This is a genomic window from Citricoccus sp., assembly GCF_032154715.1.
Classification (GTDB): domain Bacteria; phylum Actinomycetota; class Actinomycetes; order Actinomycetales; family Micrococcaceae; genus Citricoccus.
In genome coordinates this window covers 1-26,584 of the sequence record NZ_JALDXU010000044.1, presented here as the reverse complement: position 1 = coordinate 26,584, position 26,584 = coordinate 1, and the positions used below count along the sequence as shown (strand labels likewise).

At 69.6% G+C, this 26,584-nt stretch carries 18 protein-coding genes; 12 read left to right on the top strand and 6 right to left on the bottom strand.

Annotated elements, in window-relative coordinates; translation table 11 throughout:
- From RUH65_RS09050 to RUH65_RS09020, 7 genes are all read left to right on the top strand, one after another.
- Window positions 1-534: glycosyltransferase (locus RUH65_RS09050; protein ID WP_396179915.1), on the top strand; the 534-nt coding region annotated here is incomplete at its 5' end.
- Window positions 535-704: 170 nt separating this feature from the next.
- A complete protein-coding gene (locus tag RUH65_RS09045) occupies window positions 705-2,018 on the top strand; it encodes a nucleotide sugar dehydrogenase (RefSeq protein WP_313817039.1) in 1,314 nt (437 codons plus the stop codon).
- Between the two features lies 1 nt (window position 2,019).
- On the top strand, window positions 2,020-2,664 hold the full coding sequence (locus RUH65_RS09040; RefSeq protein WP_313817038.1) for an acyltransferase: 645 nt from the start codon (window positions 2,020-2,022) through the stop codon (window positions 2,662-2,664).
- Window positions 2,661-3,776, top strand: coding sequence for a DegT/DnrJ/EryC1/StrS family aminotransferase (locus RUH65_RS09035; RefSeq protein ID WP_313817037.1), 1,116 nt, complete (start codon window positions 2,661-2,663; stop codon window positions 3,774-3,776). The genes RUH65_RS09040 and RUH65_RS09035 overlap by 4 nt, the downstream gene beginning before the upstream one ends.
- Window positions 3,773-4,774: a Gfo/Idh/MocA family oxidoreductase gene (locus tag RUH65_RS09030; protein ID WP_313817036.1), complete on the top strand. Its 1,002-nt coding sequence runs from the start codon at window positions 3,773-3,775 to the stop codon at window positions 4,772-4,774. The genes RUH65_RS09035 and RUH65_RS09030 overlap by 4 nt, the downstream gene beginning before the upstream one ends.
- Entirely contained in the window at window positions 4,771-6,354 is a 1,584-nt protein-coding gene (locus RUH65_RS09025; RefSeq protein WP_313817035.1) for a glycosyltransferase family 4 protein, read from the top strand. Before RUH65_RS09030 ends, RUH65_RS09025 begins: the two co-directional genes overlap by 4 nt.
- On the top strand, window positions 6,351-8,471 hold the full coding sequence (locus tag RUH65_RS09020; RefSeq protein WP_313817034.1) for a hypothetical protein: 2,121 nt from the start codon (window positions 6,351-6,353) through the stop codon (window positions 8,469-8,471). The genes RUH65_RS09025 and RUH65_RS09020 overlap by 4 nt, the downstream gene beginning before the upstream one ends.
- A 59-nt stretch (window positions 8,472-8,530) precedes the next feature.
- Here the strand turns inward: RUH65_RS09020 and RUH65_RS09015 are convergent, their stop codons facing one another.
- The 5 genes from RUH65_RS09015 to RUH65_RS08995 all read right to left on the bottom strand — a co-directional run bounded on the left by RUH65_RS09015 (window position 8,531) and on the right by RUH65_RS08995 (window position 17,237).
- A complete protein-coding gene (locus RUH65_RS09015) occupies window positions 8,531-11,068 on the bottom strand; it encodes a glycosyltransferase family 4 protein (protein ID WP_313817033.1) in 2,538 nt (845 codons plus the stop codon).
- Window positions 11,069-11,160: 92 nt separating this feature from the next.
- Window positions 11,161-13,593 carry a glycosyltransferase family 4 protein gene (locus RUH65_RS09010; protein WP_313817032.1) on the bottom strand — a complete coding sequence of 811 codons (2,433 nt, stop codon included), beginning with the start codon at window positions 13,591-13,593 and terminating at the stop codon, window positions 11,161-11,163.
- The gene (locus RUH65_RS09005; RefSeq protein WP_313817031.1) at window positions 13,590-15,440 is read right to left on the bottom strand and encodes a hypothetical protein; all 1,851 of its coding nucleotides are present in this window, start codon (window positions 15,438-15,440) and stop codon (window positions 13,590-13,592) included. The genes RUH65_RS09010 and RUH65_RS09005 overlap by 4 nt, the downstream gene beginning before the upstream one ends.
- Before the next feature lie 10 nt (window positions 15,441-15,450).
- The gene (locus tag RUH65_RS09000; protein ID WP_313817030.1) at window positions 15,451-16,353 is read right to left on the bottom strand and encodes an ATP-binding cassette domain-containing protein; all 903 of its coding nucleotides are present in this window, start codon (window positions 16,351-16,353) and stop codon (window positions 15,451-15,453) included.
- Window positions 16,353-17,237, bottom strand: a complete 885-nt coding sequence (locus RUH65_RS08995) for an ABC transporter permease (RefSeq protein WP_313817029.1) — start codon at window positions 17,235-17,237, stop codon at window positions 16,353-16,355. Before RUH65_RS08995 ends, RUH65_RS09000 begins: the two co-directional genes overlap by 1 nt.
- 242 nt (window positions 17,238-17,479) lie before the next feature.
- Between RUH65_RS08995 and wecB the strand changes: the two genes are divergently transcribed.
- From wecB to RUH65_RS08980, 3 genes are read left to right on the top strand one after another with little or no spacing between them, the layout of a single operon-like run.
- The gene (gene wecB / locus RUH65_RS08990; protein WP_313817041.1) at window positions 17,480-18,610 is read left to right on the top strand and encodes a non-hydrolyzing UDP-N-acetylglucosamine 2-epimerase; all 1,131 of its coding nucleotides are present in this window, start codon (window positions 17,480-17,482) and stop codon (window positions 18,608-18,610) included.
- Between the two features lie 25 nt (window positions 18,611-18,635).
- Entirely contained in the window at window positions 18,636-20,543 is a 1,908-nt protein-coding gene (locus RUH65_RS08985; protein WP_313817028.1) for an AAA family ATPase, read from the top strand.
- Window positions 20,467-22,296, top strand: a complete 1,830-nt coding sequence (locus RUH65_RS08980; protein ID WP_313817027.1) for an AAA family ATPase — start codon at window positions 20,467-20,469, stop codon at window positions 22,294-22,296. The genes RUH65_RS08985 and RUH65_RS08980 overlap by 77 nt, the downstream gene beginning before the upstream one ends.
- Here RUH65_RS08980 and RUH65_RS08975 read toward each other — a convergent pair.
- Window positions 22,253-23,557: an MFS transporter gene (locus RUH65_RS08975; RefSeq protein WP_313817026.1), complete on the bottom strand. Its 1,305-nt coding sequence runs from the start codon at window positions 23,555-23,557 to the stop codon at window positions 22,253-22,255. The genes RUH65_RS08980 and RUH65_RS08975 overlap by 44 nt on opposite strands.
- Window positions 23,558-23,690: 133 nt before the next feature.
- On the opposite strand from RUH65_RS08975, the gene ftsY reads away from it, so the two are divergent.
- Window positions 23,691-24,920: a signal recognition particle-docking protein FtsY gene (gene ftsY, locus RUH65_RS08970; protein WP_313817025.1), complete on the top strand. Its 1,230-nt coding sequence runs from the start codon at window positions 23,691-23,693 to the stop codon at window positions 24,918-24,920.
- A 301-nt stretch (window positions 24,921-25,221) separates the two neighbouring features.
- Window positions 25,222-26,550, top strand: a complete 1,329-nt coding sequence (locus tag RUH65_RS08965) for an ammonium transporter (RefSeq protein WP_313817040.1) — start codon at window positions 25,222-25,224, stop codon at window positions 26,548-26,550.
- The last annotated feature ends 34 nt before the right edge of the window (window positions 26,551-26,584 follow it).

The following is a 26,584-nucleotide window of genomic DNA, read 5'->3' as shown; positions in this document are numbered from 1 at the left end:
CTGCAGACCTACCTCGTCCACATGCGCCACCCGCTGCGGCTGCTGCGGGAGCTCCACCGCACGGACCCGCGGTACACCCTGCACCTGCGCGGGCGGATGCCGTGGGAGTACCCGCACGAATGGCGCAAGCCGGTCCAGCGCGAGGCCTATATGGACCTCTTCGCCCGGCTGGGCGGCGATCCGGTACGCCATGCCGTGGCGTTTGAGCCCTTCGGCGCGGACATGGCCGGTTGGCTGCGCAAGATCGGCTGGGTGCTCTCGCCGAGCACCGTGGAGAGCTTCCACCTGGCACCGGCCGAGGGCATGGCCTCCGGTGCGTTGCCGGCGCTGTGGGACCGGCCCGGCGCCCGGGACATCTTCGGCGACGAATTCGTGGTGCCGGACACGGCCGCCGCGGCGCGGCTGATCCTGGAGACGGACGCGGACGACGACGCCCGGGCGGCTCGTCAGCGAACGGCACGTGAGCGGGTCGCCGGGTTCGATGAGAGAACCGTCACCGCGTCATGGCAACAGGTGCTTCTCTCCGGACGGTGACCCTGCCGACGTGGCGCAGATCACGGTTTTGATGGGTCCGGATGGCGCGGGAGAGCTCCCCGATCGGCGGGTTTGCCGGTGTTAGGCTGGCGTCTGGCCGAACCACCGGCGCACTCTGCGACCGTGGGCGTCGACGTCAACCCGCCGTCAAACCAAAGGATGGATGAACCGTGCTCAAGATCGCTGTCGTGGCGTTGGGAAAGATCGGACTGCCGCTGGCCGTCCAATTCGCCAGCAAGGGTCACCAGGTCGTCGGCGTCGACGTCAACGAGAAGGTCGTGGAGCTGGTCAACGCCGGCCAGGAGCCCTTCCCCGGCGAGGACCACCTGCAGGAGAAGCTCTCGGAAGCGGTGGCCAACGGCACGCTGCGCGCCACCACCGACTATGCGGACGCCATCCCGGGCGCGGACGCCGTGGTCCTGGTGGTCCCGCTGTTCGTGGACGAGGAGGCGCGGCCGGACTTCGGCTGGATGGATGCCGCCACGCGCGATCTGGCGGCCAATCTGACCCCCGGCACCCTGGTCTCCTACGAGACGACCCTGCCGGTGGGCACCACGCGGACCCGGTGGCAGCCGATGCTCGAAGAGGGATCCGGTCTGATCTCGGGCCAGGACTTCCACGTGGTCTTCTCCCCGGAGCGCGTCCTGACCGGGCGCGTCTTCGCGGACCTGCGCAAGTATCCCAAGCTCATCGGCGGCCTGGAATCCCACGGCGCCGAGCGCGCCCGCGTCTTCTACGAGTCGGTGCTCGACTTCGACGTCCGCGAGGACCTGGACCGCCCGAACGGCGTGTGGGACCTGGGCAGCGCGGAGGCCGCCGAGATGGCCAAACTGGCCGAGACCACCTACCGCGACGTCAACATCGGCCTGGCCAACGAGTTCGCCCGCTACGCCGGGGACAACGGCATCGACATCTACCGTGTCATCGAGGCCTCCAACTCGCAGCCGTACAGCCACATCCACCGTCCCGGCATCGCCGTGGGCGGACACTGCATCCCCGTGTACCCGCGGCTGTACCTCTGGAACGATCCGGCGGCGGACATCGTCCGCACCGCCCGCGCCGTCAACGCGGGGATGCCGGCCTACGCCGTCGGCATGCTCGCCGGTGCCCATGGATCGCTGAGCGGCCAGAAGGTCCTCGTGCTCGGCGCGGCCTACCGCGGCGGGGTCAAGGAGACGGCCTTCTCCGGCGTCTTCGCCACCGTCCGTTCGCTGGAGGAGGCCGGTGCGCAGGTCAGCGTCCACGATCCGCTGTACACGGACGAGGAACTCACGCGCCTCGGGTTCTCCCCCTACCAGTGGGGCGATCCGGTGGATGCGGCGATCATCCAGACCGACCACGCCGAGTACAAGGATCTCTCCGCGGACCAGCTCCCGGGGATCGCCACCCTGGTGGACGGCCGTAACATGACCGATCCGGCCAACTGGACGTCAGTGGCCCGCCGCGTCATCGGTGTGCCCGCCGAGACCGGGAACGATGCCTGAGATGACTGACAGCACCACCCCTGAGGACGTGGCGTACAGCGTCGCCCCGGGCGCCGACGTCTCCGCAGACGCCGTCATCGGCGCCGGCACGAAGATCTGGCACCTGGCACAGGTCCGCGAGAAGGCCCGGCTGGGCCAGAACTGTGTGGTCGGCCGGGGCGCGTACATCGGCACCGGAGTGACGGTGGGCGAGAACTGCAAGATCCAGAACCATGCGCTCGTCTATGAACCGGCGCACCTGGACGACGGGGTGTTCATCGGTCCGGCCGTCGTCCTGACGAACGACACCTATCCCCGGGCCGTCAATCCCGACGGAACCCAGAAATCGGCCTCCGACTGGGATGCCGTGGGGGTGTCCATCGGCCGTGGTGCGGCCATCGGGGCCCGGGCCGTGTGCGTGGCACCGCTGACGATCGGGGCCTGGGCACTCGTGGCCGCCGGTTCGGTGGTGACGCGTGATGTGCCCGACCACGCCCTGGTGGCCGGGGTTCCGGCCCGCCGGCTCGGATGGGTCGGCAAGACCGGTCGGAAGCTGGAGCCGTCCGAGACGGAACCCTCCGTCCTGGTGTGCCCGGACACGGGCGAGACGTATCGCGAGGAGGGCGACGCAATCGTCGTCCTGGACGGAGAGGAACCGAGAGCATGACCCAGGCAACACCCGATTTCATCCCCCCGGCCAAGCCGATCATCGGTGACGAGGAACGCGCCGCCGTCGACCGCGTCCTCCAGTCCGGCATGGTGGCCCAGGGACCGGAGGTGGCCGCCTTCGAGACCGAGTTCGCCGACGTCCTGGTGGCCGGCCGCCCCTGCGTCGCCGTGAACTCCGGCACCTCGGGACTCCACCTCGGCCTGCTGGCCGCGGGCATTGGTCCCGGTGACGAGGTGATCGTCCCGGCCTTCACCTTCGCCGCCACCGGCAACGCCGTGAGCCTGACCGGGGCCACCCCGGTGTTCGCGGACATCGACCTGGACACCTACTGCCTGGAGCCGGCGAGCGTCGAGGCGTTGGTCACGGACCGCACGAAGGCCATCATGCCGGTGCACCTCTACGGCCACCCGGCACCCATGGACGAGCTGGGACGGATCGCCGAGGCCCACGGACTGATGGTCTTCGAAGACGCGGCACAGGCCCACGGGGCGGCCTGGAACGGGCGGCCGGTGGGCACCTTCGGGACCTTCGGCATGTTCAGCCTGTACCCCACCAAGAACATGACCAGTGGCGAGGGCGGCATGGTGTCCGTGGACAGCGAGGCCATGGGCCGCGGCGTCCGCCTGTTGCGCAACCAGGGCATGGAACGGCAGTACGAGAACGAGGTCGTGGGCTTCAACAACCGCATGACCGACCTCCACGCCGCCATCGGCCGTGTCCAGCTGACGAAGGTCGGCGCGTGGACGCGCCAGCGCCAGGAGAACGCGGCGTTCCTCGACGCCGGCCTGCGCGGGGTGACCACCCCGGTGGTCCGCGAGGGAGCGGTACACGTGTACCACCAGTACACCGTGCGGCTGGCCGAGGACCTCGCCGGGGCCCGGGGCGCGATCCTGGACCGGCTCAAGAACGAGTTCGGCATCGGTACCGGGGTCTACTACCCGATCCCCACCAACGAGCTGCCGTCGTTCCAGCAGCCGGCCGACCTGCCCCACACGAAGATCGCCGCGGCGACCGTCTTCTCGCTCCCGGTCCACCCCTCACTGACACGCAGGGACCTGGAGCGCATCGTCGAAGCCGTGAACACCGTGGTCGGGGAGGCGCGCGCATGACCATCCGCACCGGACTGATCGGACTGGGTATGATGGGCCGCCACCACGCCCGGGTCATGCGGGAGATCGAGGGCACCGAGCTGGTGGCATTGGCCGACGCGATCGGGGACACGCACGGTGTGGCCGACGGACTGCCGGTGTACTCCTCCGTGGACGAACTGATCGACTGCGGCGTGGACGCCATCGTGTGCGCCGTGCCCACCGGTCTGCATGAGGAGGTCGGACTGGCGGTGGCCGAGGCCGGCATCCACATCATGGTCGAGAAGCCGATCGCCTCCTCGCTGGCTGCCGGCGAGCGGCTCGTGGCGGCCTTCTCCTCCCGCGGACTGGTCGGGGCCGTGGGCCACATCGAACGTTTCAATCCCGCCCTCCAGGAACTGCGCCGCAGGATCGACGACGGCCAGCTGGGCCGCATCCTGCAGATCTCCACCCGGCGTGAGGGGCCGTTCCCCGCCCGGATCGCGGACGTGGGAGTGGTCAAGGACCTGGCGACGCATGACATCGATCTGACGGCCTGGCTGGCCCGGTCCCGCTTCGCCTCCGTCTCCGCGCACACCGCCCGGAACGCCGGCCGGGAGCACGAGGACATGGTGGTGGCCATCGGCCAGCTGGACAACGGCATCATCACCAACCACATCGTCAACTGGCTGTCCCCGGTGAAGGAGCGGACGACCGTGGTCACCGGTGAGAAGGGTGTTCTGGTGGCCAGCACCCTGACGGCAGACCTCACGTTCTACGAGAACGGCAGTGTTCCCACCGAATGGCAGCCCGTCGCGAACTTCCGCGGGGTCACCGAGGGGGATGTCATCAGGTACGCCTTTCCCAAGAAGGAGCCGCTGCGGACCGAGCATGAGGCGTTCCGCGACGCGATCCTGGGCAAGGACAACCGGCACGTCTCCCTGGAGGAGGGGCTGGAGATCCTCCGGGTGGCGGAGACCATGCTCTCCGCAGATGCGGATCCGCGGCCCGGGAACGTGACGGCCCCGGAGGGCTCATGAACTTCAAGCGTGTTGCCCAGCAGCAGATCCGACGGGTCGGGTCGTCCCTGCCGCCCTCGCTGAAGACCTCGGCACGGAGGTCGCTGGACCTGCTGCCGGATGAGGTGTCCGCCCGAGTGCGGCGGGCCGTCCTGCCCGGCCAGGCGCGCGCGGGCGAGGAGAATGTCAACCAGTTGCTGTCCGTTCCGCCCGAGTTCGTCGGCTCCACCTACGGTGAGCATGAGGTCCTGCCGATGCTGGCCCTTGAGAACTCGGTGCTGCGGCGGAAGCTGACGGCGGCACTGGACGAGCTGGACACCCTGCGGGAGGTCGAGGTCCAGTATTCCGGGAGCCTGAGCAACGGGCCTGATTCGGAGGAGACTCAGGGGCCCGCGCCCGAGGAACTGGCGGACGAATACCTGTCCGGACAGGTCCTGCGCGCTGGAGCGCCGAGGCACCTGGTGATCGCCAATGACTACCCGGATATCGGGCGGGAGTATGGGAACGGTTTCGTCCACCGCCGCCTCCTGCACTACATCGACTCCGGTATCGACGTGGACGTGGTGCTGACCGCACCATCCCAGGAGCGTCGCGTCTACACCTTTGACGGCGTGCGGGTATTGGTAGGACACGGACCGGAGATCGCGGCCGTGCTGTCCCGGCAGGAGTATCGCAGCGTCAGCGTGCATTTCCTGAATGCCCTGATGTGGCGTTATCTGGTGCCGTTCCTTCCCGATCTCGACCTCCACGTGTTCCTGCACGGATACGAGTGCGACCGCTGGATCCGCCGCGTGTTCAACTTCGGCAAGGGCACCGACCTGGAACGGGGGATCGACCGGACCCTGGCCCTGCAGCGCTTCTGGCGGGACGTGGTGCGCCATCCCCATGGTCCTGCGTCCTTCATCTTCGTGTCCGAGTGGTGGCGGCGAGCTGTCACGGATGACATGGGACTGGTCTTCCCGGCCGCCCGGTCCAGGATCGTTCACAACTTCATCGACACGGAACTGTTCAGCTACGTCCCGAAGGACGAGGACCAGCGGTTCAAGCTGCTGTGGGTACGCAACGCCGGCAGCCGGAAGTACGGCAACGACATCGCCGTCCAGGTTCTGCAACGACTGGCCAAGGGCCACCACTGGTCCCGGATCGAGGCGACGATCATCGGCGACGGGAAGTACTTCCATGAGTTCGAGGACGCCCTCGGGCACCACCCGAACGTGAAGATCCAGCGCCGTTTCGTGTCGCAAGAGGACGTGGCCGCTCTCCACCGGGACCACGGCATCTTCCTGGTGCCGTCCCGGCTGGATTCGCAGGGCGTGTCCCGGGACGAGGCCATGTCTTCCGGCCTGATCCCGGTGACGAACGCCGTGACTGCCATCCCCGAGTTCGTGGACGAGGACTGCGCCATCCTGGGCGGCGACGAAGACGTGGACGCCCTCGTGCGGGGACTGAACCACGTCCTGTCCCACCCCGCGCTCTTCACGCGCATGTCCAGCGCCGCCTCCGAGCGGGCCCAGCGACAGTGTGGGGCGGACGCCACCGTTCGCCGGGAGCTGGAGCTGATGGGCCTGAGTAAACCGACGAAGGGAAACCGCCACCGATGAGCACGGTATTGCTGCTGACTCGAAGCCCGGGGCCCGCCGAGGCCCAGGTGTTCTCGTCCCTGCGGAACGCGGGGCACGAGGTCCACGTCTTCGACGTCAACGGCCAGTGGTTCCGTGGCGGCGACAGGGTGCCGCTGTGGATGAAGGGATACCGTCTGCGCCGCGGCGCCCTGGCGACGTCCTACATGACCCGATTCCTGGACGCGAAGGGCGTGGACCGGGTCATCGCCCTCGGGCTGGAGGCGGCGGCGTTCGCGGCCGAGAACGTGGTGGTTCCCTTCATCCCGTGGCTGATGCGCGGAAGCCTGGACTTCTCCAGTGCCCGCACGGCCCTGACCGAGGATTTCGCGGCGCTCAACACCGCCGCTGACCGGCTGCTGCTGGACGACGAGTGGGAGATGGACAAGGCAGGGGCCAAGGGCTCCACCGTCGCGCACCTCTTGACGCCGCTGCTGCTCGGGGACGGCCAGCCGGTGCTGTCGGCCGACGCCGAGACGCGCGTGGCGTTGATCCATCCGCACGCCATGGACGCCGGCCGGGTGGAGACGTACCGGGAGAACCTCTCGGCAGCCCTGGATGGTGCTGAGGTGGTCCCGGTCGAGGCAGAATCCCTCTACCGGGGGCGGGATCTCTCCCGTGGCCGTCTGCTGGCCCCCACCCTGAGAACCCGGCTGGAGGGGTTCTCCCATACCGTGTTCGTGGGGACGTCCCGCCACCACTCTGCTGTGCTGGGGAGCCTGGCCGGCCAGTGGGACCGGGTGATCGTGGAGGAGACCATCGGCAACGGCAACCTCGCCCGTGACCTCGGGCTCCCGACGGTGGCCCGAGGGCTGCGGATCTCGGCCGAGCTGCAGCGGATGGTGGCGGGCGGAACCCCGGACTCTCCCGTCGAGCGCACGGCATCTCCCCGGGCCGTCAGGCATGACGAGGATGTGGTCTCGGCGCTGGACCGGATCATGGACCGGCCCGTCTCCCGCGATTTCGAGGAGCTGCGGGCACTCCGGGGAACGGGCCCGCTGGACGTCTTCTACTCCGTGGCTCCGTTGCAGGACCGGACCAACGGGGCCCGGCCCCAGCGCATCCGGAACATGGCCGAGGCCTTCGACCGTCCCGATGCGGCGATCCGCCTCTACTCCAGCGGCGGGGGCTTCCGCCGCAGGGCAGCAGCCGTGCGCCGTCTCATCGCCGAAGGCCGTCCGCTCGGGGTGTTCTATGGAGAGAACTCGACGTCCCCGATCGCGTCTGAAGAGGCCGTGGACGACCTCGAGCGACTCATGGACGAGATCCGTCAGGCGGGGGGCCGGTGCGCCTGGTTCGTTCGCGACCTGCACTGGCTCGACGAGGTGGACGGGTATCTGGATGATGAGGCGATGCGCACCGAGCTGACGGCCCGGGGCCTGCAGGAACTACGCCAGATCGGTGACCGCGCCGAGATGCTGCTGGCACCGAGCGAGGCCTCCGGGGACGGGTTCAACCGCCTCCTGACCGCCCATGGCGAGGCAGAACGGCAGTGGACGCCCCTGCCACCCGCAGTCGCCGAGGCCAACGTGGTCGATGCCGGTGGTGTCCACCCCGTGGACGGGGGGACGACCCTGCTCTATGCCGGTGGCATGAACAGTGTCTACGGGATGGACGACTACCTCGCGGCCGTCAGCGACGGTGGCACGGGATATCTTCTCGATTTCGTGGTCCGGGACGAGGAAGCCGACTATCTGCGCACCTGCCTGAGCCGCCATGGATTGCTGGACCAGGAGCGGGTGCGGATCCTGACTGTCCCGCTCGACCTGTACCGGCCGCGCACGGAGGTCTGCCTCGGCATCGTTCTGCTGGACAGCGACTACGCCCGGTTCAGTTTCCCCTACAAGACCGTGAGCATGATCGAGCGTGGGTTCCCGGTCCTGTGCTATCAGGACATGGGAATCGCGGACTTCGTGCGCGAGCACCGTGTCGGCCTCGGTTGTGAGCGCACCCCGGAGTCGATCCGAGAGAGCATTGAGCGCCTCTCCGCGGACGGTGCCCCGGGGCTTGACCACACACGCACACGTGAGACGTGGGACGGCCGTGTCCGCGCGGTGCGCGAAGGCCTCGCCCGCCAGGGCGGAGCCGATCAGTCCTGACAGGACCAGCCCCTTTCGGCGTCAGTTCCGAGGGACTGGTCCGGAGGGGCGCTCGGGTTTTACCGCTGGCCGTCCAGCACTGTCAGGATCCGTCGCACCGTGAGCCGGCCGTCATGGACCGATTCCGCGAAGGCGCGGCCTGCGGTTCCCGCCTCACCTCGCTGATCGCTGGAGTGTGGGTGGGCCAAGGCCATCACCGTCTCGACCACGGTGCTCGGGTCTGCGGCCACCAGCGGATTCTCGGGCAGTTCGACGCCACGGATCGGGGTGCCGGCCCGGCCGACGACCAGGCGGGCGGCGGACCAGGCCCACGCTGATGCCTCGCTGTACCCACCCGTGGTCAGCGTGTCCACGACGATGTCGGAGAAGACGGCATCAGAGGGGTGGAACTTCTTGGCACGGGGACGCGCCACACGGTAGCCGGCCGCCGTCGCCGTCGCTTCCAGGGTGTCCAGCGACGCCAGCTCCTGCGAGGAACGCAGCGCCGGGATGATGAGGACCTGCGGAGGGCGGTCCTCCGTCTGAGGGGAGGCCGGTTCGTCCGCGAACGCTCGGGGCCCGGCCACGGGGGACGGAACCCAGTGCACATCGGTCAGCAGGTCGGCCGCCGTGGCGTCAGTGGTGAAGATCGGGACGCCGAGGTCCTGCAGCTCGAGGAGGGGGCGGGATCCACGGTGCACCTGACGGCGGTACCGGGTGAGCTGCTCCGTGGTCCACTGGGCCAGGGGGTGGTCCGGATGGGCTCTGAGGAGCAGGCGCGGATCGACGAGGGGGGCCGAACCCGTCCAGATCCCGACCTTCTTGCCGCGCGCCATCAGGGAGCGCATCTCCGACGAGACGGGCCCATCGTCTCCACCGCCGGCGGAGACGTGACCTGCGTAGAGGACGACGTCGGCATGACGATTGATGTCAGACCACGTGGCGAGCACCTCGGGAAGGTCTGCGTCGCCCGCCGTCTCGCTGGGTTCCAGCCCGGGGTGCGCCATCGCGGAACCGGCGTGGCGCGTCCACACGTGAGCCAGCAGTTCCTGGTCGCCGGCACCGATCAGATCGAGGGCTGGGCCCGGTGCGCCATCCGCCGATGTGCTGTCCACCGAGGCCCCCGACACGAGCGCACCGTTCACCGGACCGCCGGCCTCCGTGGCCGGCGTCGCGGGCGCACAGAGCCGAGTCCACGTGCGGATCAGCTCCCGTTCGGCGTGGTCCCACGTCTGCAACGTCCGGACCTCTCCCTGGTGCACGGCCCGGTGGAAACCCTCCAGTCCCTCGAGGAGCTGATGGGTGGCCGCAGCAAGATCGGCGGGGTCGCCGGCGGCGAAGACGGTGCCGATGCCATGGTCCCGGACGAAGGCGGCCTGAGCCTTCATGTCGCTGACGATGACCGGAAGTCCGGCTTGGACGTACTCGCTGATCTTGGTGGCGATGGCCAACTGGTGAGCCGGGGTGGACAGGAGCGGGCTGATGCCGCCCGTGGCCGATTCGATGTACCAGGTGACCGAGGAGGAGGGGACATAGTCCTTGAGATGCACTCGATCTGCGACACCGAGCTGCTCGGCCCGTTCCATGATGCGTTGCCGGATCGCCACGTCGCGGGACCCGATGAAGGCGATGTGGGTGTCTGGCAACAGGGGGAGCGACTCCACCATCGTGAGGACGCCGCGACGCTCGCTCATCTTGCCGACGTAGACGAACAGGGGAGTCTCAGGACCCAGCCCGCACTCCTCACGGATGGGCCGGCGGACTGCCGGGTCCATGGGCGTCCGGGTCAGGGCCGGAGCGTTGATGACCGTCCCGGGCCGCTCCTTGAGGTGGTGCCGCTGCTGCATGCGGGTGGCGAGCTCGTCGGAGACCGTGAGCACTGCATCGGCGTGGTGGATCAGTTCGGCCTCGGCGGCGAGCCATCCGGTCCGGGCGGCGGTCGGTCCCGGCAACTCCTGGCCCGGTAGCCATTCATGGGCGTCGTACACCCACGGCACCTCCTGCCCCAGCGACCGCTTCCAGGCGGCGTAGGCGGCGGCACCCGGCAATGGGTGGCGGTCGTGGACGTGGATGAGGTCCGGGTCCAGCCGCCGGAGGACGTCCAGGAAGGCATCCTCGTAGTCCGCGATATGCGGCCAGACGCGTCGCCAACCGCGGGGCAGGGCCGCCAGGGAACGGTCCCGCACCTGGCCGACGGCCTGAGCCACCCGCGTGGCACGGTGATCAAGGTGCTTCCCGAGCCGGGTCCTCACGGCGTGTGTGGCACGGTCCACCCGGTCCACGGTGGAGCGGACGCTCCACGCCGGCGCATCCTGGACCCGGCCCCAGCAGGCCAGCGGGTCAGCGTCCTCCGGCCACCGTCGCGGCTTGAGTTCTTTCCACTGACCCGAGGTCACGTGGCGGGCGAAGTCCGCAGGAATCCGGTAGAGGGGGATCCCCACATACTCACCGATGTGGAACGTGCTTCGGTGCCTCGTGCCGACGATCGTCACCCGATACCCCGCCTTGACGGCGCTGACGGCGCTCTTCTCCACCCGGGAATCACCGACCATATGGTTTCCCACCAGCATGACCATGTGGGGTCGGAGGGCGAACTCTCTCGGGGCGCTGTCGGTCACGCGTGGACTCCTCTATAGATACGAAGGCGAGTGGGTGGTGTGATCGGCGGAAGCAGCACCGGTTCAGCGGCGGGCACGTGGAGCCGTTCTTCTCAGAGGCCCCATACGCCGCGCAGACCCGCAACGGCCATCTTTCCACCGTAGATCGACTCGGCGAAATCCCGCCCCTGCTGACGGGTCGCCGCCGCTTCCGCACCGTTCAGGGCCTGGGCCAGGCCCAGGACGGTGTCCACGATCTCAGGCACGGACGATTCGAGCAGAGGTGGAGCCGCAGCCGTCACGAGAGGGGCGACCGGGCTCGTTCTCAGCGACTCCTCGAGATGCCCGACGACGAGCCGGGATGCCGACCAGGCATGCGCGGCACTGTGGCCCCACTCCCCGAGGGTGAGTGCCTCGACGACGATCTCCGCGTGACCGGCCTGGGAGGGTTCGTACCGGGAGTACCGGGGACGTCGGACCGTGAAGCCCTCTCGCGTGGCCTCCGCCACCAGCCGATCGAGCTGTTGGTTCTCGGCCTGTGACCGGATGGTCGGCACGATCAGGATGCTCACCGGCTCCGGGGTGGGGGACGGTTCCTCGAAAGGGGGGAGTGGGAAGGGCAGGGGGGTGGGCACCCAATGCACCCCGTCCAGCAGGTGCGCATGGCGCTGGCTGGAGGTGAAGAGGGGGATGCCGTGCTCCAGCATCGTCAGGAAGGGGCGGGCCTGTTTCAGGGCCCGCCGGCGGTATCGGTTGAAGACCTCGGGGTCCCAATCGCTGAGGGCGTGCCCGGGACGTTCCCGCAGTAGTTCAGCATCCACCAGGGGTGCCTCCGTCAGGACCCCCACCTGCTTCCGGCGGCGTTGCAGGGACAGCACCTCGGACAGGGAGCCGCCGTCGACGTCGCCATGTGCGCAGGTCAGTCCGTGGTACAGCACGGCATCGGCGTACTGGTCGATCTCCAGCCAGGAGTCCAGGGCCGCGGACATCGACGGACCGTCCCCGCCCGCGTCGGGGCCCGAGCCGGCCTGACTGCGGGCATCGCCGGCATGCCGGGACCATGCCTCCGTCCAGGGGTCGGACGCCGAACCACCGACGACGACGAGCGTGGGGTGCCGCTCGGCCTGCGTCGGTGATGCGTCGGCGCCGGCCGGGGCCGCCGAGCGGGGTTCGGGCGGTGGCAGCGGCACCGGGCACAAGGAGTGCCAGGTGGCCGCCAGGGCCGTCTCGTTGCCCTCCCAGGTCTGCGAAGCGAGGAAGTCCGGGTCCCGGACGGCGCGCCGATACGACTCCTGATCGTCCAGGAGGCGGTGGAAGGCGGCCGCCAGGGACGAGGCGTCTCCGGCGGTGAAGAGCGTGCCCACCCCGTGTTCCGCGACGAAGGCGGACTGCGTGTCCAGATCGCTGGCGACCACCGGCAGTCCGGCCTGGGCATACTCCCGCAGCTTCGTGGGCATCGCGAGCTCATGGGCCGGGTAGGGCATCAGGGCACTGACACCGCAGGTCGCAGATTCGATGTACCAGGTCACGGAGTGGGACGGAACATAGTCCAGAAGGTGCAGCCGGTCCCGCACCCCACTCGTCACCGCGCGGTCATGCAGCTGCTGGCGGACGGCGTCGTTCTGCGAGCCGACGAACGCCACGTGGACGCCCGGCATCTCGGTCAGCGCGTCGACGATGGTGAAGACCCCGCGGTGCTCGGCCAGCATGCCCACGTACACGAGCAAGGGCGTCTCCGGGCCCACGCCGCACTCCTCGCGCAGGGGGCGGCGCTGATCCGGGGGCAAGGCGTACCTGGCACCACGCGGGGCATTGATGACCGTCCGTGGGCGAGACTCGAGCCGGTGCCGCGAGTGCAGCTCGCCCGCCACGTGGTCTGTGACGGTGATGACGGCATCCGCAGTGCGGATCAGTTCGGCTTCCAGGGCGACCCAGGCTGTCTTGGCCTTCGGCGGTCCGCCGATGATGGTGCCCGGTACCCACTCGTGGGCGTCGTAGACCCAGGGGACCGGGGTTCCCGCGGCCCGTTGCAGGGCGGAGTAGGCGGCGGCCCCGGCCATGGGGTGCCGGTCATGGGCATGGACGATGTCTGGTCTCAGCCGATGGAGGATTTCGAGGAAGGCCTCCTCGTAGTCCAGGGTCTGCGGCCAGACCGTTCGCCAGCCCCCGGGCCGGCCGACCCGGAAGGACTCCCGCGCGGTGTCGAACCGCTCGCCCCAGGAGCGGTTCAGGCGCTGCCATGCTCGTTTCGCCCTGTGCACCGGGCTCGTGCCGGAGACTTCCGGTGCCCTGGTGCTCTTCCGCCGCCGGTTCTCCCTCGTCCAGGCCTTGTGTCGGGTGAAGTCAGGGGGGATCCGATAGATCGGAATGTGCTCGTAGTGATCGACGCGCGGCGTGCTGGCATTCCCGATCCCCACGATCGTCACGCGGTATCCCGCCCGCACGGCGCTGAGGGCGCTCTTCTCCACCCGGGAATCGCCCACCACGGGATTGGCCACCAGCATGGCCAGGTGGGGCTGATCGGATCGTGACGCGGCCGTGTTCATGGGCGGTCCTCCGGGCGGGGCCGGCCGAGGACCACGTCGGCGAGCTCCGGCAGGACGCGGTCCGCGGCGAATCGTTGGATGACCAGTTGACGTGCCTGCGTCGCCTCTGCCTGCCACCGGGTGGAGTCGTGGGTGGCTTCGCGGATGGACTCCGCGAGGGTGGCGGCGTCCGGGGCCAGCCAGCCGAGGGGATAGAGCAGGTCGGCACCGGGCCAGGACAGGGAGCGCGGAAGCACGCCGTGGGCGGCTCCGTCCGGGAGCGTGAAGTGGAAGGACTCGAAGTCGCTCGTGGACAGGGCGACCCCGATCCGGCTGAACCAGGCGTCCATGTCCGGGCCGAACGGCTCGAAGTCCACCGCCGCGCCCAAGAGGGGATCGTCCTCGATCCGAGCGAACTGGTCCCTGAAATAGTCGCGCTCAGCGGGGCGATCGGCCATCCACGGATACTCAGACGGCCTGCGGCCCTTGATGCTGAGCGTGTAGCGGCCGTCGATGGAGCGCAGCCGGTGCAGGACGTCGAGAGCCGTATGGAGGCCCTTGCGGGACGGGACGATCCCCACCAGACCGAGCCGGAACCGGCACTCCGGTCCTGCGGCGTGGTCTGTTGTCTCGGGGATGGTGACAGCGTTGGGCACCACCAGGCTGCGCGCCGCCGGCCACGTGAAGTCGCGGACCACCTGGCGGCGTAGATGCTCGGACACGAAGACCGCAGCATCGAACCGGTCGGCTCGGACGCGAGCGGGGAAGCCGGTGGCGGCCTCCTGAAGGTGCAGACGGACGGTCAGCCGGGTGCGGTCCGGGACGTGACGCGCGTACCAGACCGCATTGCCCAGGGCCCATTCACACAGCACGGCATCGGCCCAGCCGGCCAGATCCCGGCTCCGCCGCGGATCGTGGCGTTCATGCCCGGCCCACTGGTCCAGTCGGACCTCATGCCCCTCACCGCGGAGGTGCTCGATGAGTCCCTGCGCGAATTTGAGGTCATGCCCCGCGAGCACCACGCGGCGTCGCTCGGTTCCGACCACGAACCCCGAGGAACGGGGACGTTCCGGCAGCGGACCGGGCACCGGCTCCAGCACCGTCGGATCGGCGTTGACGAGGGCATGGCGTGCCACGCGGCCGGCCACTCGTCGTTCGGACGGCAGACCAAGATCGCACGGCAGCGGTGCGGGGGCCGTATGCGTGAGAAGGGCCACCCCGGCGGCACCGGCCTCCCGTGCCCAGGGTGACCGCAGGGGATCCGTGCCGGCCGGGACGGCGACGGCGGCGCACAGGCTGAGCAGGGCCGCGCGGCGCTCGCTGCCGGGATCGTCGAGGATGAGGCAGCCACGGTGCGCCCCGGCCTCCCGGAGGGCCTGCGCCACGTCACCAGCGGTGCCGTCGGCCACCACCACGACGGTGTGCGGCCCGCGGCCGGCCTCTGCTGGGTCTGCGGCGTCTGCGGCGGCACGATGGGAGACACGACGGGCGGCACGCCCGGCGAGGAGCGCGACGGCGTCGCCCGAGGCAAAGCAACCATCGTTGCCGGGAGTCGGGCCCGTCGGGGTGAGGTAGACGGCCAGCAGACCGGAGGAGCGGTCGCCGCCGTCGTTCCTGTTTCCGGTGTCTGTCCCCAGCCAGCGGGACAGTCCCCAGGCGGGCGGCAGGGGCATCAGGCGGTTGCCCAGGGGTGCTGTCGGTCCGGGGGAGTCCTGCGTGGCCGGCCAGACGTCGTCGGGGACGCCGAGGCGTCCGGCCCGGTCCCAGCGGGCCCGCCTGGCGGCCAGGACGGCGTCGGCCGAGTGCGACGCCACGGCGCGTGCGGCCCGCCGGGTGCGGGTGGCCACGGCGCGGACCAGACGGCTCATGGGCAACCGGTCACCGGGTGGCCGAGGAGGGGGAGCGTTCGTCATTCCAGACGATGGTGGTGCGGACGAGTTCGCTGCGGCACTTCTCCCGGAGGTCCGCGGCCTTCTTGTCGTGCTTCTTGCCCATATGGCCGGCGTACTCCTGGTAGCGTCCCGTGACCTCCTCCGGCGTCCCGTCCATCAGCAGCTCGCCGCGTTCGATCCAGATGGCTCGGGTGCACATGTCACGGATGGTGCCGAGGGAGTGGCTGACGAGGAAGACACAACCGGCCTGCTCACGCAGCACATTGATGCGCTGGCGGGTGCGCTCGCGGAATTGGGCGTCACCGGTGTTCAGGGCCTCGTCGATCACCAGGATCTCCGGGTCCACGCTGGTGGCGATGGCGAATTGCAGGCGGGAGGCCATGCCGGAGGAATAGGCCTTGAGCGGCAGATGGAGCGAGTCCTTCAGGCCGGACAACTCCACGATGGAATCGAACTTCTCCTCCGCCTGAGAACGCGTCATGCCCATGGCCAGGCAGCCCAGGATGATGTTGTCCTCGCCGGAGATCTGCGGGACGAGGGCGGCGTTGACCCCCAGCATGATGGGCGTGTCCGTGGCGTAGACGGATCCAGTGGTGGGGGCGAGTTGGCCGGTGACCAGTTTCATCAGGGTGGACTTGCCCGACCCGTTGGTGCCGATCACGCCCACGCTCTCGCCGTGCTCAACCACCAAGGACAGGGGCTTGAGGGCCTCGAGGTGGGAGATCTCGACGCCGGACCCGGCGCGGCTGAGCCGGGCCCGGAGGGTTTCGTGCCGTGGGGCCGGACGGATCGACCGCACCACATAGGTCATGGCGGCAGAATCGATCACCACGGCCGCCTGGGCCGAGGGTGACGCGACCGCGTGGGGGGCGACCTCTGCTGCAGTCATCACTTCTCCTGTCCGTAGCTTTCCTCGGCCTGCCAGAACAACACCGTGCCCACGACCAGGAGAACCAGCGTCCATGCGCCGAGGACGAGCCACCGGTTCGGATCCGGCCAGGCGTCATACAGCAGACTGTCGCGGGCGATCTCCAGGATGCAGTACATCGGGTTCAAGTGCATGATGAAGAGGACCGTGGGGTGGTCCGCGAAACGGTCGATGCTGAAGAAGACGGCGGACAGGTACAGCCAGATCCTGGTGCCGAAGGTGATGAGGTTGGTCACGTCGTTGAAGCGGGTGACCAGGCGGGCCAGGATCAGGCTCAGACCGAGGTTGAACAGGAACTGCACGGCCACCAGCGGGATGAAGAGCAGCCACTTCCAGGACACGATCTCGAGTGGGGGGAAGGCGAGGATCAACACGAACATGGTGATGAACGCGGGAACCTGCACCATGAGTTCCCGGACGTTCACCGCCAAGGCCAGGGTCGCCCGGGGGAAGGAGAAGGCGCGCACGACGGAGCGGTTGCTGATGATCGCCTTGGACCCGCTGGTGATGGCCGAGGAGGTGAAGCGGAACATGAACACGCCGATGATTAGGTAGGCGATGAAGTTCTCGATGCCCCGGCCGGTCCCGAGGAGCAGGCCGAAGACGAAGAAGTACGTGGCCCCGTTGAGGATCGGGTTCAGCACCAGCCAGATCTGGCCCAGCGAGTTGGTGCTGTTGCCCCCGGCGATCCGTGACTTGGAGTCGAAGAGGACGAAGCTCCGGAATTCCCAGATCTGCCGCAGGTACCGCCACAGGCTGGGCCTGGCGCCGACGCGGATCAGACCGTTCCGATCAAGGGCGATCGTGCGGGTTCCGGAGTCCCCGGTGTCTTCGGTGGTGTTCACCTAGGTCCTTCCGTTCAAGTGCGGCTCACGCCATCCTGCCGGCGCGGCAACATGGCTGACGCCGACGGACAGTATAACAACGCGGACCACGCCTTTCCTGGGACCCGCACCGCGCCGCCCGGGTCACGGCGGGTCGGAATCCATAGTCTGCCCCGTAGGCTGGGAGGCAACAAACGGCGGGCTGCCACCCGCACCGGAATGAGGAGTGCGTACACACCGTGAACCAAGGACAGTTGAGGATCATGCCGATCTACGGCACCCGCCCGGAGGCCATCAAGATGGCCCCCATCATCAAGGCTCTGCAGGAGTCGGATGACATCGAGTGCGAGGTGACCGTCACCGGCCAGCACCGGGAGATGCTGGATCAGGTCAACGAGCTCTTCGACATCGTCCCGGATCACGACCTCAACATCATCCGTCCCCGCCAGACGCTCAACGGTGTGATGACGCGGACCATCGAAGGCCTGGACGCCCTCTTCGAGCAGGTGCAGCCGGACGCGGTGGTGGTCCAGGGTGACACGACCACCTCGACCGCCGGCGCGATCGCCGCGTTCTACCGGGGCATCCCCGTGGTGCACGTGGAGGCCGGGCTGCGCAGCTTCGACCTCTTCTCGCCCTTCCCCGAGGAGGCGAACCGCAAGATGACCACCCAGGTGGCCAGCCTCCACCTCGCGCCGACCACGACGAGCCGGGACAACCTGCTGCGCGAGGCGGTCAACCCCGAGGACATCGTGGTCACCGGCAACACGGTGATCGACGCGCTGTACGAGGTCGTGGAGAAGGCGGTCCCGTTCTCCGATCCGCAATTGCAGGAGCTGGCGGACAGCGGACGCCGGCTCGTGCTGGTGACCACGCACCGGCGTGAGAACCAGGGTGAGGCCATGCGCGGCGTCGGCCGAGCCCTGGCCCGGTTGTCGGAGCAGTACCCGGACGTGGACTTCGTGCTACCGGCGCACCGCAACCCGGTGGTCCGGGAAGCCATCCTCCCGGAGATCGAGGGCCGGACCAACGTCATCGTGACCGAGCCGCTCGCCTACGGGGAGTTCACGCACCTGCTGTCCGTGTCCCAGGTGGTCCTGACGGATTCCGGGGGCGTGCAGGAGGAGGCCCCGGGCCTCGGCAAGCCCGTCCTGGTCATGCGTGAGAACACCGAGCGCCCCGAGGCGGTGAGCGCCGGAACCGTGAAGCTGATCGGCACCGACGAGGAGCGCGTGGTCACCGAGGTCTCCACGCTGCTGGACGATGCCGAGGCCTACGCCGTGATGGCCAATGCGGTGAACCCCTACGGCGATGGCCGCGCCGCGGCTCGAACCGTGGCCGCCGTGCGGGCCCTGCTCGGCCGCGGGGAACGCCTGCCGGACTTCGCCGACTGACCCACCATCACGAGACCCCACGCCCATGTACCTGAAGACGTTGACGGTCCGCGGCTTCAAATCCTTCGCCTCGGCCACCACCTTCCACTTCGAACCCGGTGTCACTGCCGTGGTGGGCCCCAACGGCTCGGGCAAGTCCAACGTGGTGGACGCCCTCTCCTGGGTGATGGGGGAACAGGGGGCGAAGAACCTGCGCGGCGGGAAGATGGAGGACGTCATCTTCGCCGGCACCTCCGGGCGGGCCCCGCTGGGCCGCGCCCAGGTGTCCCTGACCATCGACAACGCTGACGGCGCCCTGCCGATCGAGTACTCGGAGGTCACCATCTCCCGCACGCTGTTCCGCAGCGGGGGATCCGAGTACGCCATCAACGGCAGCTCCTGCCGACTCCTCGACATCCAGGAGCTGCTCTCCGACTCCGGTCTTGGCCGAGAGATGCACGTGATCGTGGGCCAGGGCCAGCTGGACCGGATCCTGCAGGCCAGTCCGGAGGAGCGCCGCGGCTTCATCGAAGAGGCCTCGGGGGTGCTGAAGCACCGCCGGCGCAAGGAGCGCAGCGTCCGCAAACTCGAGTCGATGCGCACGAACCTGGACCGTGTCCGGGACCTCTCCGAGGAGGTGCGCCGTCAGCTCGGGCCGTTGTCCAAGCAGGCCAAGACCGCCCGCAAGGCGCAGCGGATCCAGTTCGACGTCCGTGACGCCCGGTCCCGACTGCTCGCGGACGACCTGTTCCGGCAGCAGGCGGCCCTGGAGCAGCTGGGTGCCGGGGACCAGGAGCTCGAGGAGGCCGTGGCCGCCGCCGAGGCCGAGGTCACCCGGGCCGAGGAGGCCGCAGCCGAGCTGGCCACGGACGTCGCCACGGCCGGTCAGGCCTCCGCGGCCGCCCGCGACCACTGGTACCGGCTCTCGACCCTGGCCGAACGGTACCGTTCCCTGAGTGCCGTGGCCGCCGAGCGGGAACGCTCTCGCCGTCAGCCGGTCCCGGCGCCCTCGGGCCCGGACCCGGACACGGCTCGAAACCTCGCCGATCGGGCCGGGACCGAGGCGGCCGAGGCCGCGGCCGCGGTGGTGACGGCCCAGGCCGAGCTGGAGCGCGCCTCCACAGAGCGTCAGCGTGCCGAAGCCGCGGCGCGGACGGCATCGGACACCTACACGCGACTCCTGCAACAGGCCGCGGACCGGCGCCAGGCGGCCGCCGTCGCCGCCGGTCGCATCGAGGCCGCCAGGGCGACCGAGCAGTCTCTCCGGGTGCAGTGGGAGAAGGCCACCGCCCGGATGGCGGACAGTGAGCAGGCCGCGGAGTCCCTGCGCGCCGAACTGGCGGACCACCAGAACCGTCTGGCCGGCTCACTCGATTCCGAGGAGGAACTGGACGCGACCTACGAGGCCGCCGCCGAGACGGCCGATCGGCTGCGCGAACGCCTGGCCCGGCTCGACGAGGCGCTCGCCGCGGCTGAATCCGCCCACGGCGCCTCGCTGGCCCGACGGGATGCCCTGGCCGAGGCCCTCCAGCCGGAGGCCGACGCCGCGGTCACGGCTCTCGGGGACCTGGCCCCCACCGCCCTCGCCGAGGTCCTGGCCGTGGAGGGCGGCTGGGAGGCCGCCATCGCCGCCGCCCTCGGCGGACCCGCGGAGCAGCTCGTCCGCCACCAGCGGCCCTGGGGCAGCTGGTCTCGGACTCGCCGCACCGGAGGAGGACCTCCCCGAGGGGGTGACGGACGCGGCATCCGTGGTCCGGCTTCCCGCAGGAGACCCTGGGGCCACCGGCGGCACCGCGGAACCGTCGGGGGCGGAACACTCGATCGCGGACACCGTGCGGTCCCTGCTGGCCGGGACGGTGCTCGTGGAGGACCTGGCCATGGCCACCGCGCTCCTGGACGGCGGTTTGCTTCCGGCGCTCCACCGGGGGGTGCCGGTCCGCCTGGCCACCCGTGACGGGCACGTGGTGGGTCCGGGATGGGCGGACGGCCGCGGTGCCGGCACCGGCAGTCGGCTGGAGCGCCAGGCCGCGGCGGACCAGGCGGCCGGTGTGGCGGAGCAGGCCACCCATGAGGTCGAGCGGCTCCGGTTCCAGCGTTCCGGACTGGCCCAGGAGGTCGGGGAGGCCATCGCAGCCGAGACCGCCGCCCTGGAGGCCCTCGATGCCTCCGATGCCCGCTTCACGGCGGTCACCGAGGAACTGGCCCGGCTCAACCAGCAGCTGGCCCATGCCGACGACGGCGCGGAACGCCAGCGTGCCGAGCTCACGGCGCTGCGGGAGCGCCTCACGGAGGCGACGGCCGGCGTCAGGCGGGCCGAGGACGAGGCTCGGCAGGCCGAGACCGCCGCCACCGCGGAGCCGACCAGTGCGGAAGAATCGACCGCGGACGCGTCGACCGAAGACACGGCGGCCGTTCCGGACCCGGAGGCTCGGGACACGGCGGAGGAGCAGGCCGGCCTCGCCCGGCACCAGGAGACCGAGGCCAGGTTGGCCCTGCGGGCCGCCGAGACCAGCCGGTCCCAACTCGACGCGCGGGCCGATCAGGCACGCCGTCAGGTCTCGGCGGCCACGCTGGCCCACCAGGAGCGGGAGCGGGCCGAGCAGAAGCGGCAGGCCTGGCTGACCCGGATCTCAGCGGTCTCGCAGGCCTTGGCAAAGGCACTGGAAGGGGTGCAGGACGCCGTGGCCCGCGCCGATCGCGATCGCACGGAACTGGACCGCCGAGGCGAGGAACTGGCGGCACGGCGCCAGCAGCTCCAGCGCACCGCCGACCACCACCGCTCGGCGGTGGCCCAGGCCAAGGACCGGCTGCACGCGGCCCGGATGGCCCGCCAGGAACAGCAACTCAAGCTGGACCAACTGCGGGACAAGTCCCTCGATGACCTCGGCATGACCGGGGACTACCTGCTCGAGCACTTCGGGCCGCACCTGCCGGTCCCGCTGGCGCCTCCCGTGAAGGGGCTGGGCGGGACGGACGGCGAATCCGATGCCGTCGACGAGCCGGATGCCGTGACCGAGCCCGGGACGGTGCCGTACGACCGTGCGGAACAGCAGAAGCGGCTGCGCCGGGCCGAGAGGGAACTGTCCGCGCTGGGCCGGGTCAACCCGCTGGCGCTGGAGGAGTATGCCGCCGTGGAGGAACGGCACCGCTTCCTGTCCGGTCAGCTCGAGGACCTGGACTCCAGCCGTCGGGACCTGCTGAAGATCATCCAGGATGTGGATGACACGGTGCTGCGGGTGTTCTCCGCTGCGTTCGAGGACACCGCCGCCCAGTTCCAGCACGTCTTCGCCACCCTGTTCCCGGGTGGTGAGGGGCGGCTGTTCCTGACGGATCCGGACCACCTGCTCGAGTCCGGCATCGAGGTGGAGGCCCGGCCGGCGGGCAAGAAGGTCAAGCGGCTCTCCCTGCTCTCCGGCGGTGAGCGCTCACTGGCCGCCGTCGCCATGCTCGTGGCGATCTTCAAGGCCCGCCCCAGCCCGTTCTACGTGATGGACGAGGTCGAGGCCGCGCTGGACGACACCAACCTCGGGCGGCTGCTGGAGATCTTCCGCGAGCTGCAGCAGGACAGCCAGCTGATCATCATCACCCACCAGAAGCGCACCATGGAGATCGCGGACGCGCTCTACGGCGTCTCCATGCGCGGTGACGGCGTCAGCACCGTCATCAGCCAGCGTCTGGAGGCGCTGCGGGCCGCTCCGGGGGACTGACCTTCGGCAGGGCACCCGTCCGGGGGCCACCGGGCGCCACCGGGAGGTTGGTCTCCGGGGCGAAGGTCCATGAGATGGCACCCACGGCGAGGATGCCGCCGGTGAGCAGGAAGGCCCAGCCGAAACCGGCCGCGTCCACCACCAGACCGGCGATCAGAGGACCGGAGATCGCCCCGAGGTCGGAGGCCATCTGGGCGGTGGACATCACGGGACCGGCCTTGCGCTCCTGGCCCACGATGTCCGCCACTGCGGCCTGTTGTGGCGCATTGAGCGTTCCCGTGCCGGCTCCGGCCACCACGCACAGGGCCAGGAACAGCCACGGATTGTCCATCCAGCCGATCACGGCGGTGCCTGCCGCGGCCACCAGGAGGCCGATGATGATCAGGGGCTTGCGGCCGTGCACGTCGGACAGCCGCGAGGAGAACGTGACCGCGGCGATGTTGCCGACGGCGAAGAGGGACAGGGCGGCACCGGCGATCTGCGGTCCGTCGAGCCAGAATCCGGTGCCCGTGAAGGCGGTGGCGGCCAGCAGCGGCGTGAGGGAGTTGCGCACCCCGAAGGTCGCCCAGCCGTTGGCGAAGAACGAGGTCAGCGCGGCGCGGAAGGCGGGACGCTCCCACGCCTCGGCCAGCTTCATGTCCGGCCGGGTGTCCGGCTTGCCGCGGTCGGCGAGCCGGGAGTCGCGCAGCAGGAAGAACACCAGTCCGGCGGCGACGACCAGGGCCGTGCCGTAGATCAGGAAGGGCACCCGGTATCCGAAGACCGCCAGCACCGAGCCGACCACCGGACCGGCGATGTTGCCGATCAGGAAGGCCGAGGCGTAGGCCCCGGAGACCCGGCCGCGGATGCTCGGGGGCGACTTCCGGGCCAGGAACGCCATCGCGGACACCGTGAACAGGGTGGAGCCGATGCCGCCGAGCGCACGGAAGGTCAACAGCTGCCAATAGTCCTGCGAGAACGCGATGAGGAACATGGACAGAGCGACGATCAGCACACCGCTCATGTAGGCCGGAGTCTCGCCGAACCGGCTCGTCACACGCCCGGAGAAGGGTGCGAACAGCAGCCGGGTGAGTCCGAACGCGGAGACCACGGCGGAGACGGCCGTGGCCGAGGCGTTGAACGACTGGGCGTATTGGGGCAGGACCGGGGCGATGATGCCGAAGCCGATCGCGATGACGAAGGCGGCGACGATGAGGACCTTGATCTCCGGGGGGATGGGAAGATGCTCCCGCTCCTGCCCGGTGTTCCTCGTGCGCGCCATGCCTTCCATCTTGCCACCTGCAGTCCGCCGGCCCGTCCGGACCATGACGGACCACTGAAGGGCCACTGATGGGCCACGGACGGGCGCGGCGTACCATCGCGAGTCACCCGGAGAGCTGTGACAGACTGGTCCGGTGGATCCGATCATCTTGATTTCGCTTGCCTCTGTCCTGCTCGTCGGCCTGGTCCTGCTGGCCTTCGTCGACCGCAGGCCCGCACCGCCCCGGGGTGGCTACCCGAGCACCCGGGACGCCAATGACCCGGCGCCGGAGGACGCCTCCGGCCAAGGGAGCACGGCGGTCCTCGATCGTCCGGAGACGGACGACGCCGGCCCCGCGGGGACCGCGGTCGCCGAACCCGAGGCGCCCGTCACCGCCCCCGTGCCAGCCAGGGACGCGGTGGAACCCGAGGCGCCGACCGCCCCCGAGCTGGAGACACCGGCGCCGGTGGCCGGCCGACTGGCGCGGCTGCGTGCACGCCTGGCCAAGTCCAACAGCATCTTCGGCAAGGGCCTGTTGGCGCTGCTGTCCACGGACAACATCACCGATGACGTCTGGGACGAGGTGGAGGAGACCCTCCTGCTGGCCGATCTCGGAACCGAGCCCACCATGGAACTCGTGGACAACCTGCGCGAACGCGTCACGGTGGAGGGGTCCCGCGACCCCCAGCAGGTCAAAGCCATGCTCCACGAGGAACTGGTCAAGATGGTCGATCCGACCATGGACCGCCGCCTGGATGCCTCCCGCAAGGACGGTCGCCCGGCCGTCATGATGGTCGTCGGCGTCAACGGCGTCGGCAAGACCACCACCGTCGGCAAGATCGGCCGGGTGCTCGTGGCCGAGGACCGCACGGTCGTCTTCGGGGCCGCTGACACCTTCCGTGCGGCCGCCGCCGAGCAGCTGGCCACGTGGGGGGCCCGCGTGGGCGTGGACACGGTCCGTTCCCATGAAGATGGTGCCGACCCGGCCTCCGTCGCCTTCGAAGCCGTGCGGACGGGCATCGAGACGGAAGCCGACGTGGTCATCGTGGACACGGCCGGGCGCCTGCAGAACAAGGCCAACCTCATGGACGAGCTGGGCAAGATCAAGCGCGTCATCGAGAAGCAGGCCACCGTGGACGAGGTGCTGCTCGTCCTGGACGCCACCACCGGACAGAACGGCCTGGCCCAGGCCAAGGTCTTCGCCGAGGTCGTCAACATCACGGGCATCGCCCTGACCAAGCTGGACGGCACCGCCAAGGGCGGCATCGTGGTGGCCATCCAGCGTGAGCTCGGCGTCCCGGTCAAGCTCGTCGGACTGGGCGAGGGTCCGGACGACCTCGCTCCGTTCAACGCCGAGGGCTTCGTGCAGGCCTTGCTCGACTGAGCCGCACGGCCCGGACTCTGAGGACCCGGAGGCCGGGAATCGGGTTGAACGAGGACGGCAGCACCATGGCCCGGGCGTCACCGCCCGGGCCATGGTGCTGTCTGCGGCGAAACATGCTGTTTACCGGCGCGGGACGATTGTCATCTCGGGGAAACATTCTGACGAGGACCGTGAAACACGCCACGCGCATTCTCTTAAGCGGGACCGGTCGCAACCCGTCGCGACACCGCACGATCTCCCGGGCCATCCCCGCCCGGGAAGCACGGGTGGTCCTTCGGCGAGAGGATGAACAGTGGAAACGATTGAACTGACATCGGGGCATGTCTGGACCATGGTGTGTGCCGCCCTGGTGCTGCTGATGACCCCCGGACTGGCCTTTTTCTATGGCGGTCTAACCCGTGCCAAGGCCGCCCTGAACATGATGATGATGTCCTTTGTGTCCATCGGCCTGGTGGCCGTGGTCTGGGTGCTCTGGGGTTACAACATGACCGGTGGGGACGGCATCGCCGAGATGTTCGGCAACCCGTTCGCCGACTTCGGGCTCTACGGCGCCCTCGGCACCGAAGATCTGATCGGTATCGGTTTCGGCGCCACCTTCGCCATCATCACGGTCGCCCTGATCTCGGGGGCCGTCGCCGACCGCGCCAAGTTCAGCACCTGGGTGGTCTTCGTCCCGATCTGGGTCACCGCCGTCTACTGCCCGCTGGCTTTCATGGTCTGGGGTGGCGGCCTGCTCTCCGCTGACGGGGCCATCGGCAGCGCCGTGGGCGAGGCCGTCGACTTCGCCGGTGGACTGGTCGTCCACATCTCCGCCGGTGTGGCCGCCCTGGTCATCGCCCTGCTGCTCGGTAAGCGTCAGGGCTTCGGCACGGACCCGGGGCACCGCCCCCACAACATCCCCTTCGTGATGCTCGGCGCCGCCCTCCTGTGGTTCGGCTGGTTCGGCTTCAACGGCGGCGCCGCCGGCGATGCCACCGAGGCGGGCCTCATCTGGGTCAACACCCTCGCTGCCCCGGCCGCCGCCATGCTCGGCTGGTTGCTGACCGAACGGATCCGCGGCAAGCGTGCCACCTCGATCGGCAGTGCCTCGGGCATCGTGGCCGGACTGGTGGCCATCACCCCGGCCTGTGCCTTCGTCGATCCCGTGGGTGCCCTCATCATCGGCTTCCTCGCCGGTGCCGCCTGCGCCCTGGCCGTCGGCCTGAAGTACAAGCTCGGCTTCGATGACTCCCTGGACGTCGTCGGACTGCACCTCGTGGCGGGCATCCTCGGCACCGTGATGATCGGCCTGCTGGGCCTGCCGATGGAGGACGGCCGCGCCGGCCTGTTCTACGGCGGTGACGCCTCCCTGCTGCTGGCCCAGGTGGTGGCAGTGCTGTTCGCCGTCGTCTATGCCGGCGTGGTCACCTTCGTGATCGGGATCGCCCTCAAGGCCACCATGGGGTGGCGCGTCACCGCCGAGGAGGAGGTGGCCGGCCTGGACCGGTCCCTGCACAGCGAGAACGCCTACGAGTTCGGCGGCGGCGGCATGGGAACCTCCTATTCCGAATCCCCGGACACCGGGGAGCAGGAGGCGGTGGCCGCTGCGGCCCTGGCAGACCGGGACACCACCTCGGTCGGTGTGAAGTAGGCAGTCACGTCCACCAGGGGGCCCCGCCAGTGAG